The sequence below is a fragment of the uncultured Photobacterium sp. genome, from assembly GCF_947502415.1.
In the GTDB taxonomy this organism is placed as follows: Bacteria; Pseudomonadota; Gammaproteobacteria; order Enterobacterales; family Vibrionaceae; genus Photobacterium.
In genome coordinates this window covers 47,928-61,515 of record NZ_CANMZV010000011.1, presented here as the reverse complement: position 1 = coordinate 61,515, position 13,588 = coordinate 47,928, and the positions used below count along the sequence as shown (strand labels likewise).

At 44.3% G+C, this 13,588-nt stretch carries 13 protein-coding genes; 12 read left to right on the top strand and 1 reads right to left on the bottom strand.

Translation table 11 applies throughout. From position 1 onward, the window contains the following. Nucleotides 1-263: 263 nt before the first annotated feature. From Q0852_RS13070 to Q0852_RS13035, 8 genes are all read left to right on the top strand, one after another. Nucleotides 264-1,076, top strand: a complete 813-nt coding sequence (locus tag Q0852_RS13070) for a substrate-binding domain-containing protein (RefSeq protein WP_299018596.1) — start codon at nt 264-266, stop codon at nt 1,074-1,076. Continuing rightward, nucleotides 1,077-1,778, top strand: coding sequence for an ABC transporter permease (locus Q0852_RS13065; protein ID WP_299018594.1), 702 nt, complete (start codon nt 1,077-1,079; stop codon nt 1,776-1,778). A gap of 15 nt (nt 1,779-1,793) precedes the next feature. Further along, nucleotides 1,794-2,498 carry an energy-coupling factor ABC transporter ATP-binding protein gene (locus Q0852_RS13060; protein ID WP_299018592.1) on the top strand — a complete coding sequence of 235 codons (705 nt, stop codon included), beginning with the start codon at nt 1,794-1,796 and terminating at the stop codon, nt 2,496-2,498. Then, nucleotides 2,485-3,069 (top strand): molybdenum cofactor guanylyltransferase MobA, encoded by a 585-nt coding sequence (gene mobA / locus Q0852_RS13055; protein WP_299018761.1) that lies wholly within the window; start codon nt 2,485-2,487, stop codon nt 3,067-3,069. The genes Q0852_RS13060 and mobA overlap by 14 nt, the downstream gene beginning before the upstream one ends. Continuing rightward, nucleotides 3,066-4,844: a bifunctional molybdopterin-guanine dinucleotide biosynthesis adaptor protein MobB/molybdopterin molybdotransferase MoeA gene (locus Q0852_RS13050; protein WP_299018590.1), complete on the top strand. Its 1,779-nt coding sequence runs from the start codon at nt 3,066-3,068 to the stop codon at nt 4,842-4,844. The genes mobA and Q0852_RS13050 overlap by 4 nt, the downstream gene beginning before the upstream one ends. A gap of 356 nt (nt 4,845-5,200) precedes the next feature. Next, nucleotides 5,201-5,647 (top strand): NUDIX domain-containing protein, encoded by a 447-nt coding sequence (locus Q0852_RS13045; RefSeq protein ID WP_299018588.1) that lies wholly within the window; start codon nt 5,201-5,203, stop codon nt 5,645-5,647. A gap of 228 nt (nt 5,648-5,875) precedes the next feature. Beyond that, entirely contained in the window at nt 5,876-6,595 is a 720-nt protein-coding gene (locus Q0852_RS13040; protein ID WP_299018586.1) for a DUF3581 domain-containing protein, read from the top strand. A 162-nt stretch (nt 6,596-6,757) separates the two neighbouring features. Then, nucleotides 6,758-7,303 carry a hypothetical protein gene (locus Q0852_RS13035; RefSeq protein ID WP_299018584.1) on the top strand — a complete coding sequence of 182 codons (546 nt, stop codon included), beginning with the start codon at nt 6,758-6,760 and terminating at the stop codon, nt 7,301-7,303. A 112-nt stretch (nt 7,304-7,415) separates the two neighbouring features. Here the strand turns inward: Q0852_RS13035 and Q0852_RS13030 are convergent, their stop codons facing one another. Continuing rightward, nucleotides 7,416-7,553 carry a hypothetical protein gene (locus tag Q0852_RS13030; RefSeq protein WP_367278142.1) on the bottom strand — a complete coding sequence of 46 codons (138 nt, stop codon included), beginning with the start codon at nt 7,551-7,553 and terminating at the stop codon, nt 7,416-7,418. 278 nt (nt 7,554-7,831) lie between these two features. Between Q0852_RS13030 and dgcN the strand changes: the two genes are divergently transcribed. The 4 genes from dgcN (at nt 7,832) to Q0852_RS13010 (ending at nt 13,133) form a co-directional block, all read left to right on the top strand. Then, nucleotides 7,832-8,842, top strand: a complete 1,011-nt coding sequence (dgcN, locus tag Q0852_RS13025; protein ID WP_299018582.1) for an N-acetyltransferase DgcN — start codon at nt 7,832-7,834, stop codon at nt 8,840-8,842. Further along, nucleotides 8,839-9,807, top strand: a complete 969-nt coding sequence (gene dgcA, locus Q0852_RS13020) for an N-acetyl-D-Glu racemase DgcA (RefSeq protein WP_299018580.1) — start codon at nt 8,839-8,841, stop codon at nt 9,805-9,807. Before dgcN ends, dgcA begins: the two co-directional genes overlap by 4 nt. A 348-nt stretch (nt 9,808-10,155) precedes the next feature. Continuing rightward, nucleotides 10,156-11,214, top strand: a complete 1,059-nt coding sequence (gene rsgA / locus Q0852_RS13015; protein ID WP_299018579.1) for a ribosome small subunit-dependent GTPase A — start codon at nt 10,156-10,158, stop codon at nt 11,212-11,214. A gap of 473 nt (nt 11,215-11,687) precedes the next feature. Then, nucleotides 11,688-13,133, top strand: coding sequence for a cytochrome c peroxidase (locus Q0852_RS13010; RefSeq protein WP_299018577.1), 1,446 nt, complete (start codon nt 11,688-11,690; stop codon nt 13,131-13,133). Nucleotides 13,134-13,588 lie beyond the last annotated feature (455 nt).

Sequence of the window (13,588 nt, the reverse complement as noted above, 5' to 3'; positions counted from 1 at the left end):
GTATTAATGGTAAGAGTGCGACATTTTGTCCCACCGTACTTATCAATGTCAAAACTGTTTGTTGGTAATCTGACCCCTGCCTCATACCAAATAAGCCTAAATTGTTTTAAATCATTAAGTTACCAATAAACGTCACGATAAAATATATTCAAATAAGCAACTTGGCATTTGATTTGCTAAGGAATCAGCTTAGAAAGACTGAGTATTTGCCTTAAAACACTACTCGCTTAATTACTTAATAGACAATTAAGTCAGGAAGACCAATGAAATTTCTAAAAACAACTTTTGTGATTCTGGCTCTTGCTTCTGCTAGTGCAGTACAAGCCGCTGAAAATATGACCATCCGCCTGGCAACAACAACCAGTACCTACCATTCAGGTTTGCTTGATTACTTGCTACCTGAATTCAAAAAAGATACTGGCTACAACGTTGACGTGCTGGCAGCCGGTACCGGTAAATCACTACGCATGGGCCAAAATGGCGATGTTGATCTGGTTATGACTCACGCTCCTAAAGCAGAAGCAAAGTTTGTCGAAAAAGGCTACGGCGTTCTTCCTCGCAAACTAATGCATAATGACTTTGTGATTGTCGGCCCTAAGAGTGATCCTGCTAAAATCGCCGGTGATAAAGATGTCTCAGATGCAATGACCAAAATTGCATCTTATAACGTTACTTTTGTCTCTCGTGGTGATGACTCTGGTACCCACAAAAAAGAACTGAACCTGTGGGCTCAAACCAAAATTGAACCAAACTTCGGTGGCTACAAAGCTGTCGGTCAAGGCATGGGACCAACTCTAAATATGGCATCTGAACTTCAGGCTTACACCATGACTGACCGCGGTACCTGGCTTGCTTACCAGAACAAGCTGGATCTGGCTATCATGGTTGAAGGTGACAAGCGCCTGTTTAACCCTTACCAGGTAATTTTGGTCAACCCAAGTCGCTACCCGGACATCAACTACCAAGGTGCAAAATCATTCAGCGACTGGCTGGTAAACCCAAAAGCACAAAAAATGATCAATAACTACAAGCGACATGGTGAACAGCTATTTGTCGCGGATGCTATCGAACTATAAATGACTATCTGGCAAACCAGCCAACAAGCCGTTCAGCTTCTGCTGAGCGGCGATTCCTCTCTTTGGGGAATCGTTGGTGTCTCATTCTCAGTATCATTACTGGCAATCAGCATCGTGCTATTGCCAGCTTTGCTTATTGGTTTTGCCCTCGCCTATGGGAAGTTCCCCGGGCGTTGGCTGCTTCTTTCTCTATTTAATACATTCCAGTCTATCCCGACTGTCGTGATTGGCTTGCTGCTATATATGCTCCTCTCACGTTCAGGTCCCCTTGGTGACTGGAAAATGCTTTTTACCCAGCAGGCAATGGTTCTAGGACAGATCCTTATCTGTTTCCCAATCCTTGTGTCGATGATGCACGCCGCCTTTCAGAACAGCGACCGCCGTGCATGGGAAACCTCTCTCACTTTGGGCGCAAGCTATCCCAGAGCCTTAGCAAGCCTGATGTGGGAAAGCCGCTTTCCGCTACTTGCCGCAGTGATTGCTGCTTTTAGCCGAATTATCACCGAAGTAGGATGCTCGATGATGGTCGGCGGCAACATTTTAAATTCTACCCGTAATATTCCGACAGCTATTGCACTCGAAAGCTCAAAAGGCGCGTTTGCACAAGGTGTTGCCCTGGGTATGGTGCTGCTAATACTGGCACTGGTGTTAAACTTCTTCTTGTCTGTAGCTCGTGGGAAAGCCCACCTGCGCACCAACTAAGCTGGGGAACAGGTAATGTCACAAATTTCAATCCAAGCTGAAAACCTCTCGATCCGCTTCAAGGATCGACTGCTGTTCCATATTCCTCAGCTTAGTCTTGGTCCTAAAGATGCTGTTTACCTGAGCGGCGACAACGGTGTAGGCAAAACCACTCTTTTAAAAGTCCTTTCCGGCCTGCAAAAACCGACGACCGGCCAGGTAAATCTCCAGCAGCAATCTTGGCTAACCAAATTTTTCTGCGGTCAGACAAAAGGCGGCGTGATTTATATGCATCAAACGCCTTATATGTTTGATGGCACTGTTTTCGATAACGTCTGTTATGGCTTGAAATTCACCATTAGCAATCGTCAACAACGACGAACTGAAGCCATTCATGCCCTTCGTATGGTAGGGTTGGAAACATTGGCTGATGAACATATATCAGTTCTTTCTGGTGGTGAACGCCAGCGGGTTGCCATGGCTCGTGCCTGGGTACTAAAACCCGGAGTCCTGCTAATGGACGAATCCAGTGCCAGCCTCGATCAGGAGTCTATTGAGAGGCAAGTAACCCTTGCCAAGGATCTTCTTGAACGCGGCACCAGCCTGGTGATAACCAGCCATCAGAAAAATGGCCTGACGGCCTTATGCCGCCGTCAGTGGACCATAACAGATACACAATTAATAGAACGAGCAGATCTACAGCTCGTCAATGAGGACAAGAATGACTATGCCTACGCCTGAGAACACAAGCTGGGTGATCCTGGCTGGCGGACAAGCCAGCCGTATGGGAGGAAATGACAAGGGATTGGTCGAACTGGCAGGCAGGGCGATGATTGAACACGTGATAGATACCCTGGAACCACAAACCGATACCATCACTATCAATGCCAATCGCAACCAGGCGCAATACCGGGCTTATGGCACCGTTTTTGGCGATAATATCCAAAACTACCCTGGCCCGCTTGGTGGAATGCACGCCGCTTTGCACTACCTTAGCGATGAGTGGATTGGCTTTGTTCCGTGTGACTGCCCACGGTTACCAGCAAATTTAGTCTCCCGAATGGCTACGGCCTGCAAAGAAGACACAGATATTGCTGTCGCCCATGACGGTGAACATATTCAGCCAGTTGTTACATTACTGAACAGACGTATTTTGCCCAAGCTCGAAGCCTTTCTTGAAAACGGTGATCGAAAAATCATTCTGCTTTACAAACAATGCAATATGATTACTGTTGACTTCAGCGATCAGCCGAACGCATTCGTTAATCTAAACACGCCAGAAGAACTACAACAATTTGGACAGGAACTATGAGTCAGATTAATGCATCCCTGCCCCTGTTAGGCTTTGCTGCCTGGAGCGGCACAGGTAAAACCACCCTGCTTGAAGCTATGCTGCCTAAACTTGTCGAGCGCGGAATCCGTGTCGCCGTAATCAAGCATGCCCACCATAATTTCGATATTGATAAAGAAGGCAAAGACAGCTACCGTTTGCGCAAGGCTGGAGCTGGACAAATGCTAATCTCATCCCGCTACCGCCGGGCACTAGTCACCGAAACGCCGGATGAAGAAGCTAACCTTCCCCACCTGATTACCCAGCTAGATCAAACCCAGCTGGATCTGATTCTGGTCGAAGGCTTTAAAAAGCTGGATTTCCCCAAAATAGAGCTGCACCGTGAAGAAATCGGCAAACCATGGCTTCACCCGGAAGACAAAAACATTATTGCTGTCGCAGCTAATATTTCAGCAGATACTAAACTGCCGCAAATTGATATTAACGATCTTGATCAGTTAACCGATTTCGTTGTTGCTTTTGCCAATAAAACCCCGGAAGCCCAAGAAGAAAGCTTAAGCTGTAGTGACCTTAATCCAACCGAAATGTTATCAGTTGATGAAGGTCGCCAACGCATTCTGGAACAAATCGTCCCATCAAACAATGCAGTTATCGTATCGCTTAAGCAAGCATTGGGACAAATTGTCGCACGGGACATCTTGTCTCCGGTTAACGTACCGCAACACACCAACTCAGCAATGGATGGCTATGCTATCCGTGGCGATGATCTTGAACGTGAAAACTACCAGGTTATTGCCGAAGTGATGGCTGGCCATAGCTATGACCAACCGCTTCAGCTTGGCGAAGCCGTGAGAATCATGACTGGGGCTCCTATACCGGCCAATGCCGATACCGTAATTATGCGTGAGCAGGCAGAACAAAATGGTGACATTGTCACGTTTGATACCAGTAAAGGTGTGATTCGTCCGGGACAAAACGTCCGTCAAGCAGGCGAAGATTTAGCTGTAGGCCAGACAGCCGTCGCTGCCGGCACGCAAGTATCTGCCGCAGAACTGGGGATGATTGCCTCTCTTGGCCTTGATTCGATCAGTATTAATAAGCAGATCAAAGTAGCTATCTTCTCTACCGGAGATGAAGTCCAAAGCCCGGGGGAAGAGCAAAAGCCAAATTGCATCTACGATTCAAACCGCTATACCCTATTTTCAATGCTAACCAAGATTGGCTGCGAGGTTATCGACCTCGGTATTATCGAAGATAGCGAAGCCGCACTAGAAGCAACTTTACAGCAAGCCAGTAAACAAGCTGACATGATCCTCTCTTCAGGTGGTGTCTCCGTTGGTGATGCCGACTATATCAAGACAATTCTGGATAAATTAGGCGTAATTAACTTCTGGCGAATCAACATGCGCCCAGGGCGACCTCTGGCCTTTGGTCAAATCCAGCAAACACCTTTCTTCGGGCTACCTGGTAATCCAGTTGCCGTGATGGTTGCTTTCATGCAATTTGTCGAGCCTGCAATTCGCAAGCTTCAGGGAATGGATAACTGGCAACCACTGGTATTCAATGCCGTTGCAACAGAAAAGCTCCGCTCTCGTCCGGGGCGTACTGAATACAGCCGAGGCGTTTATAGCCTTGATGCTAACGGTCGCCTGTCGGTGAGAACAACTGGGCAACAGGGCTCAGGGGTTCTCCGCTCTATGAGTGAAGCAAACTGCTTAATTGAAATTGCACCGGAACAGCCTGGTGTCGATGTTGGCGAAAAAGTGCGTGTAATTCCATTACTGGAAAGAATTTAAACTGATAATACCAATCAGAATAAGAACAGACAGAAATTAATTAGCCCCCAGAAACAGTGATTTCACCACATCTGGGGGCTTTTTTTTTGCAGCTTCCGTGCTACTTTATTTTCCTGAGCCTTCTACACGTCTAGAAGATGGTTATGCGTACGCTTTGTACTATTTATTACGCTCAGATAAAGTAACCCTAGCCATGAAACTGTTTTTTTAATTTATAAAACAATGCTTTATAAGCATAGTCTGTGTTTCGCAGGCGTGCATATTACATAATTATGCCTATGGTTGCATCAAAAAAATCATATTTTTTCTGGTTCATTTGTAAAATCAATGATCATGAATCAATAAAAGGTAACATTATGGGGCCACGATTATCTGTTCGCGCTGTTTTTTATCACCAAAATCATATCCTGCTTTGTAAGCATAAGGATGACCGAGGGTTCTGGTACATTACCCCCGGCGGTGGTGTCGAACACGGTGAAACACTTGAAGCGGCTTTCCACCGTGAGCTGATGGAAGAATTAGGTATGAAAGCAACAATGGGTGATGTCTTATGTATCAGAGACTTAATTGCAGATCGACACCCGACTCCTTATCTTCCTGACCATTTCCACCAGTTAGAAATTTTTGTCGAAGGTCTCAGCCCCTCTTTTATAGCGGAAGCCAGTAAACTTGATCCGGACCAAATTGGCTACGAATGGGTTCATACTGATGAACTCGACAATATCCTTTTCTTTCCGACAGAGCTTGTTTCCATATTCAAGCACCGCAATTTTTCCATTATCTACCAAGGGCACAAGCTGTAGTTTAATTAAAAATGGAAAAACAAAAATCACAAACGCTCAATATCTGTTTTAAGATTGATTGATTTATAAACACATTAACATTCATGATGTTAGTCTAGGTAAACTGCCTATCCGTTTATTCCCAAAGAATCAAGTTTTAATGTTGTCTCACTGGCTAGACCATTTAATATTAACTTCTCATGTAGAATATCTAACAGTTCGATTAACGAAGGTATTCATAAGTAAGGCATGTTTTTAGAATCGTATTACTCAGAGCAGAACGGCGAATTTTCATTCACACGTGAACAAGCAAGTCACTTTGCAAAAAAAATTGCTGGCGACTTCAACCCAATCCATGATGAAGATAACAAGCGTTTCTGTGTTCCTGGCGACCTGCTTTTCTCAGTTGTTCTCTCCAAAGCAGGCCTGAGCCAAAAGATGCGTTTCGATTTCGCCGGTATGATCAATGATGGTATAGCGCTAAGCATTGACCAAAAGTCTGACAACGATCAGTCTATGATTGACGACAAAGGAAAAGAGTACCTTCACATTACCCGTGAAGGTGAAATCACGACAAACCAAGCTCTGATTGAACAAGTCACAAAGAGCTATGTTCAGTTCTCTGGAATGAACTTCCCGCATATCATGGTTCCGCTAATGGAATCAAAGCAAATCATGATTAACCCGGCTCGTCCGCTGGTTATCTACGAAAGCATGGAACTGGATTTCGAACGTCTTGACATTACTGCGCCAACAGTAGAGCTAACTGGCTCAGATATTGATGTAGACGGCAAACGTGGTAGTGTTACACTTAAGTTCTGCTTCAAAGAAAACGGTGAGATTGTCGGTACCGGCCGAAAACGCATGGTAATGAGCGGCCTGAAACCATATTGCCAGAATGACATTGATGATCTGGTAAATCGCTTCAACCAACGCAAAAATGACTTCTCTGCACTTCTGGCAGCATAAGTAACTTATGTATTGATATTGAATTCGTTAAAGAGCCGACATCGTTGTCGGCTTTTTCTTGCCTTAGCCGCACCGCAGTAACATCCCCCGCCCGTCTTTTTCAGCTCTATACTTTAAAAATTGGCATTTAAGCGCCAATCAAAAAGTAGTGGAGTAATAATCATGGCTAACCACTTAATCCCCACATTATGTGTAACCGCACTCGTATACTCAGCTGGCTTTGCTTACAGTGCTATAGCAGGTGATGATCTTGATGCTCTGATCACTAGGGCAAAGTCCGCAGCACCAGCAGCCATCAGTGACGATGCAACCGTTATTGTAAAAGGTAAAGAAGTCATCAAAGGAACAAATGGCTGGACATGCCTGCCAAATACGTTCCCGGATGATGGGATGCCGATGTGTAACGACGCATTATGGATGCAAATGTTAGATGCGATGGTCAACAAAAAGGACTTCAAGGCAGAAACCATCGGTATCTCATATATGCTGCAAGGTGATCTTGGTGCGGGTGTCAGTAACTCAGACCCTTATCATCCTGAGCCGAAAAAAGCCGATGACTATGTCGAAACTGGCCCGCACCTAATGATTATAGTGCCCAAAGAGTTACTCAAAGGTTTAACTGACGATCCTAGTACCGGTGGACCTTATGTCATGTGGAAAGACACACCATATGTTCACATTATGGTTCCTGTGGCCGATAAAAAATAACAACTAACCCGTCTTTATGGCGGGTTAACTCTCTCATTAACCCGTAAAAAACATTAACAATCATACAACCCAGAAAACATCATCCGGGCCCGCAGTCCCGGATTGTTATCTCCTAGCACCAGATCACCACCATGCCGTTAAAAAGGCTTAACAACACCTCTAAATCTTCATGGCAGGCTTCGAGATCTTCATACGGATATTCTTTTATACCCAGAACATCCACCAACAACGCATCTAATCTGAGTTTCATTCGAGCTATCGATGTTCGCATGTCATGCGCCATCCCCACCGTCAATGCCTTAAGGTTTGTTAAATCATGAAGCTAGAATAATCCTGTATCGTTTAAGTCAACCTTTTGCCAAGATTAAATATTGTTAATATTCCAACCCAATCCGCGCAATTCATAAAAGGAAAATTCATCAACTTATAACTCCAGATTATACCCTGCTCACAAAAAGCATTCGGCAACAGCCGCCTAACATTCTACAGTGGTACTTTATCTTTAATTATCATGCTCAAGGACGTTGTATGCACATTCCACAGCCTTACCTGCTATTTCTTGGCGATGTCACAGATCCTCTCTCAACAAAAACAGCCAGAGGAATTTTAACGTGGCGCCCCGAACTGTGCCTCGGGCAGCTACGATTAAATGAACATACAGTATCACTTGGTTTACCCGATCTATCGCTTCAAGATGCCAAAATGCAAGGAGCTAGAACACTTGTCATAGGTACAGCCAATGCTGGTGGATATCTTCCGCAACCATGGTTAACAACCATTGAGAAAGCATTAAAACTGGGGTTCAATGTCGCCTCAGGTTTACACCGGCGACTTTCCAGCTTTCCAGCCTTGCTCGAAGCCGCACAGGATCATCAATGCCAACTGTTCGATGCACGCCATTATGATCTGCCTCTTAATGTCGGTAACGGCAAAAAACGCCAAGGGAAGAGGCTCCTAACCGTAGGGACGGATTGCTCCGTAGGAAAAATGTATGCTTCGCTAGCACTTGAAAAAGAAATGAACCAACGAGGGTTACACAGCCGGTTCTGTGCAACAGGGCAAACCGGCATTCTGATTTCTGGCCAGGGAATTTCTGTTGACGCCGTAATTGCTGATTTTATTGCCGGTGCGGCCGAGGCAATCAGCCCGGAATTTACCGATCACGACTGGGACGTTATTGAAGGGCAAGGTTCACTGCTTAACCCTGCCTATGCAGGTGTAAGCCTTGGGCTATTGCATGGCGCGCAACCCGATGCCCTTGTGTTATGCCATGAAGTGGGCCGTAAGCATATCCGCCACTTTCCACATATGCCACTGCCTTCAATTCAGGCAACAATGGATGCAAACCTAAATGCAGCCAAACTGACCAACCCGAATGCTAAATTTGTCGGTATTTGTCTCAATACTTCTTCACTAAATCATGATGATGCCCTTGCTTTGTGTCAGCAGAAAGAGCAACAATATCAATTGCCGGTTACGGACCCTGTTCGCTTTGGGGTTTCGACCATTGTTGACAATCTAACGGGGGAAATCGAATGAAGATCAATGCCGTTCACGAGCAATTTCCGCTTGCCCGTCCGTTTACCACCTCCCGGGACACCCGGACCCACCAAGATGTTGTCACCGTTACCATCAGTAAAGACGGCATTTCAGCCTTGGGGGAATGTACCCCCTACCCCAGGTATGGTGAGAATATTAAGTCTGTCATTAAACAAATTCACTCTCTGAACAAACTCCCGGCCGGAGTCGCACTCAACCGTACTAACCTTCAACAGCTACTCCCGGCAGGGGCTGCCAGAAATGCTGTTGACTGCGCACTATGGCGTCTGGAATACCAGCAACAATTCCCCTACCAAATCTTCGAAATGAAGCCTGAAATAATAACAGCTATGACAGTTTCACTGGATGCACCCAAAGTGATGGCGCAACAAGCCAAAGAGCTATGTAAACAGGGAGCCCGGTTGCTAAAAGTCAAACTAAATGATGAACAAATCATTGAAAGAGTGAAAGCCGTCCGTACCATCGCACCGGATGCAGAGCTCATTATTGATGCCAACGAAGCCTGGGGGGAATTGGAGCTGGAAGCTTTATTTACCCAGCTATCTCCATTCGGTATCCGTATGATCGAACAACCCGTTCCCAAAGGTCAAGATGCTAAATTACTTGGCATCAATCACCCCATTACTTTGTGCGCCGATGAAAGCTGCCATACCTGCGATGATCTTGATGAGCTGATCGGCTGCTACGAAATGGTCAATATCAAACTCGATAAATCAGGCGGACTCACCGAAGCCCTGGCTCTTGAAGAAAAAGCACATAAACTGGGTTTTAAAGTCATGATCGGCTGTATGGTAGGAAGTTCATTAGCCATCGAGCCCGCACTACCTATTGCATCTCGGGCCGAGATTATCGATCTTGATGGTCCACTCCTAATTAAAAACGACAGGGCTGACGGACTTCTATACCAAGGAGGGGCTATTCAGCTCGGAAGTGTTACAGCCTAATATAACCAACAACTCCAGCAGAAGTACAACGTCTTATAATCCAGTACTTCTGCTACCAACATAACTGACCTCTCTAGCTCATGACAAAACGTGATAGCTAAAACAATTCATTCAGGAAAGAATCAACCTACTAGTAAATCGATAGCGCTGGTTAGTTATATCTGATAAGTTTTAGTCGTTAATCAACCAACAGAGGAATTTTTGATGATTGTTGTAAAAACTAACCGGGCTGAGCGAGACAAGTAAAGCACATCCCCTCCCTCCTGCCCGGTCTTTTACCGGGGCCTAACTTGCCCCTGAACATCAAATTTCAGTCGTAACGCGATCTGCGTTAGGGGTAAATCTATCATGTGTAAATCTATTTCCTTGCCTGAACTAGGCTGGAAACCTTTTTTCCAACAACAACTTTCCCTGGAAGAATGGGAAACATGCCTTATAGCAAGAGTCATGGCACAGCACCGTAGCCAGCTATCACTCATGACCGAACTAGGTGAACACCACCTAACTATTACAGCTAATTTACCGACATTAACCGTTGGAGACTGGCTCCTGCTTTCAGGTGAAAATCAATTCGTTCGCCTGCTTGAACGTAGCTCCAAGTTCAGCAGAAAAGCAGCAGGCAGCAAAGTTGACTCTCAGCTAATTGCGGCAAATATTGATACCGTATTTATCGTCTGTTCCGTAAACAACGACTTTAACCTGAACCGAATCGAGCGTTATCTGACTTTGGCAAACGATGCTGACGTTGAGCCAGTTATCATATTGAGCAAAGCCGACTGTTGTGATGACCCACAGCAATTCGTTGAACAAATACAGATGCTTGATCCCATGCTGATGGTCGTAGCCGTTAATGGCTTAGATCCTGTCAGTACATCGGCACTCAACTATTGGTGTCAATGCGGCAAAACTATTGCATTTCTGGGATCATCCGGTGCCGGAAAATCAACCCTCATCAACACACTGCAGGGTTATGATGTTCAACAAACCGGAAGTATTCGCGAAGACGACAGTAAAGGTCGCCACACAACAACGTCACGATCACTGCATGCAATGCCGACAGGAAGCCTGTTACTAGATACGCCGGGAATGCGCGAGCTACAACTTGCCGATTGTGAACTGGGACTGGATGCCACATTTGCTGATATTAACCAACTAGCAATAGAGTGTCGCTTCAGTGATTGCCAACATGACAACGAACCGGATTGTGCTGTGCGGTTAGCAATTGAAGGTGGAAACCTGGAGCCACGTCGATTACAAAACTACCGAAAGCTCAAGCGAGAACAGGCTTTCAATGGGGCTACTCTGGCGGAGAAACGCGCTCAGAACCGAGAATTCAGTAAGTCATGCAAAGCAATTCAAAATGAAAGGAGGAAATGGAAAAAAGGACAAGAGTGGCAGCAAAATTAGTCAAAAAACATTTACGTCCTAGCCGGATAAATAGCCTTTTAAATATTAAATAACTTAAAAAGCCTCTTGTAGAGGCTTTTTAAAACCATCTCTAAAATTTAATTTTACAATATTCATAAACACACCTGCATAAGAAGAAAGACAAAAACAACATAATCTATAGTGGTACTCTCCTTTCATGCATAACCGTCTAGTCAAAATAACATTCCATTTGCCCGTATTTTCTTACAGAGAAAACGAAGAGAAAAATAAAAAAAGAGTAAAAGCAAAGAATACGAATAAAGTCAATATGATATCTAAAAAATAACGTTTGGATGAACATTATTACTTTTGAGAAAAGTAAATTCAACAAGAGCCCTATATTCAGCTTTAGAGTTCACGGAAGCTAGCTAGGTATTTTCGTATGAACTTGGCGATGAGCTTATTGCATGAAACAACAAAACAGAATCATCATCTGAAAAAGGTGCAATACAATGACTCAACCAATCCCAATCACATCATCAATGTTCAGCGTCTATAAAAATAACAAAGCTGTTCATATATTGATTTTATCAGGATTAGTCTGTGGAATTTTTTTTCCAATCGGGCAAGCTAAAGCAAAAAAAACGAGCATAACGGAGCTTACTTATATTGAGGAGTTAGGTAAACGGCTTTTCTTTGAAAACATTTCAGATCCTAAACGAATGTCTTGTTCATCATGCCACCTCCCAGAGGCCGGAGGTACAAACGGTGTGTCAGGAGAAAACCTGCATCAAGTAGCTGTGACCGGCGCTGATCCCCATACTGTTGGTTCTCTCAAACCGCCTACAAATAAGTACGTTCAGTTCCTTGATAGTAACGGAGATGTTCAAGGCCTCCCAAATTTTGGTGGTTGCGGTTCATTTCCAACGTTAACTTGTGGTGGTGCATTTTGGAATGGCCGGGCTAAGGGGGATTCCATAGATAACATCGATATCTTTGTGAATAACCAATATAAGGTTCTTTACGAAAAATATCTTGGCCCAGTTACTGACCAAGCTCATGCAAGTCCATTCATCAACCCCGTAGAACAAGGGAAAACTGACAAACAAAGCGTATGTGAACAAGTAGCCGGAACAAAATGGGGAACAGAACTCTACCGTTATGCATGGGGGCTGACACTTAATTGCGAACAACAAACTATTGATCAAGTCTTTGCAAGATTCGCCGTCTCATTAGGTGCCTGGCAAATGTCATATGAAAACAACACGTTCAACTCCAAACGCGATATTGCACTCAAAAATGACGCTGATGGTCTATTCCCGCTAGATGATTTTACGAATGAAGAAAACCTAGGGCACGATCTGTTCTATGGTGTTGCAGAAAACCGTGATGATCTACAGTTCGGTCAGGCGCGCTGTGTATTCTGCCACCTTAGTAGCAATTCAGATGGAACAGGAGAGTTCGAACGTTATACCGACGATAGTTATCACAACATTGGCATTCCTAGAAACTATGAAATTCCCGGAAGCCCTGAACCTAACGTAGGTCTGAAGGCTACAACAGGAAATCCAAACCATCTTGGCTCCCATAAAACACCAACGTTACGTAATGTCGACCAACGACAAGGCAACGGATTTATCAAAGCCTATGGACATAACGGTTTCTTCAAGAGCCTGGAGAGTATTATTCACTTCTATAATACCGCCATTGCAAAACCCTCTTGTGAGAGTAAAGGGATTTTACAAGCCACAGAAAAAGAGGCACTGGCTAATAACTGCTGGCCAGCACCGGAGTTTGCAGATACCTCTGCTCTTGGCTTTATCGGTAACCTTGGCCTTTCAGCCTCAGATGAAGCCGCTATCGTTGCATATCTTAAAACTCTGACAGACACCAGCATTGTTGATAAGCCAACACCTTACAAATCCAGTAAATATGATCAAACTCGACTGAGTAATTAGAAGAACAACCTCACCCATCCCCTGTCGCCAACTCTGTTAGCGACAGGTTTACTTTATTATGAACAATAAGATTTTTATTTATAAAACAAGACATGATAAAAAACCAACCCCACAACAACATTTACATATAAATATTTATCGCTGCTTTATCCACCACACCTTTTAGCTATTAATCGTCCCATCAACTTCTTTATAAAACCTTTTCTAAACACCAAACATAAACTTTTTCACCTCGTCTTAAAATCAGTCATAAAAAAATACCTCAACTGCATCAATGAAAACCCTTGACTCATTACATAAAACAATTCCAATGATTTTACAAAGTTACTATTTTTGAGATTTGTCTCTTTTTTGTCAGTTCTATTTTTTAAGCAACAACGTTAACTAGGTATTTATAAAACCGCTATATCTGAACTATATGGCTAGGTAAATAATCGAATCATTTGATGCTAAAG

What these genes read in the sequence shown, in the direction of transcription:
- Q0852_RS13050 (WP_299018590.1), top strand. Translation starts at nt 3,066, where the DNA reads ATGAGTCAGATTAATGCATCCCTGCCCCTGTTAGGCTTTGCTGCCTGG.
- Q0852_RS13010 (WP_299018577.1), top strand. Translation starts at nt 11,688, where the DNA reads ATGACTCAACCAATCCCAATCACATCATCAATGTTCAGCGTCTATAAA.
- Q0852_RS13035 (WP_299018584.1), top strand. Translation starts at nt 6,758, where the DNA reads ATGGCTAACCACTTAATCCCCACATTATGTGTAACCGCACTCGTATAC.
- dgcA (WP_299018580.1), top strand. Translation starts at nt 8,839, where the DNA reads ATGAAGATCAATGCCGTTCACGAGCAATTTCCGCTTGCCCGTCCGTTT.
- Q0852_RS13070 (WP_299018596.1), top strand. Translation starts at nt 264, where the DNA reads ATGAAATTTCTAAAAACAACTTTTGTGATTCTGGCTCTTGCTTCTGCT.
- Q0852_RS13040 (WP_299018586.1), top strand. Translation starts at nt 5,876, where the DNA reads ATGTTTTTAGAATCGTATTACTCAGAGCAGAACGGCGAATTTTCATTC.
- Q0852_RS13065 (WP_299018594.1), top strand. Translation starts at nt 1,077, where the DNA reads ATGACTATCTGGCAAACCAGCCAACAAGCCGTTCAGCTTCTGCTGAGC.
- Q0852_RS13030 (WP_367278142.1), bottom strand. Translation starts at nt 7,553, where the DNA reads ATGAAACTCAGATTAGATGCGTTGTTGGTGGATGTTCTGGGTATAAAA.
- rsgA (WP_299018579.1), top strand. Translation starts at nt 10,156, where the DNA reads ATGTGTAAATCTATTTCCTTGCCTGAACTAGGCTGGAAACCTTTTTTC.
- dgcN (WP_299018582.1), top strand. Translation starts at nt 7,832, where the DNA reads ATGCACATTCCACAGCCTTACCTGCTATTTCTTGGCGATGTCACAGAT.
- Q0852_RS13060 (WP_299018592.1), top strand. Translation starts at nt 1,794, where the DNA reads ATGTCACAAATTTCAATCCAAGCTGAAAACCTCTCGATCCGCTTCAAG.
- Q0852_RS13045 (WP_299018588.1), top strand. Translation starts at nt 5,201, where the DNA reads ATGGGGCCACGATTATCTGTTCGCGCTGTTTTTTATCACCAAAATCAT.
- mobA (WP_299018761.1), top strand. Translation starts at nt 2,485, where the DNA reads ATGCCTACGCCTGAGAACACAAGCTGGGTGATCCTGGCTGGCGGACAA.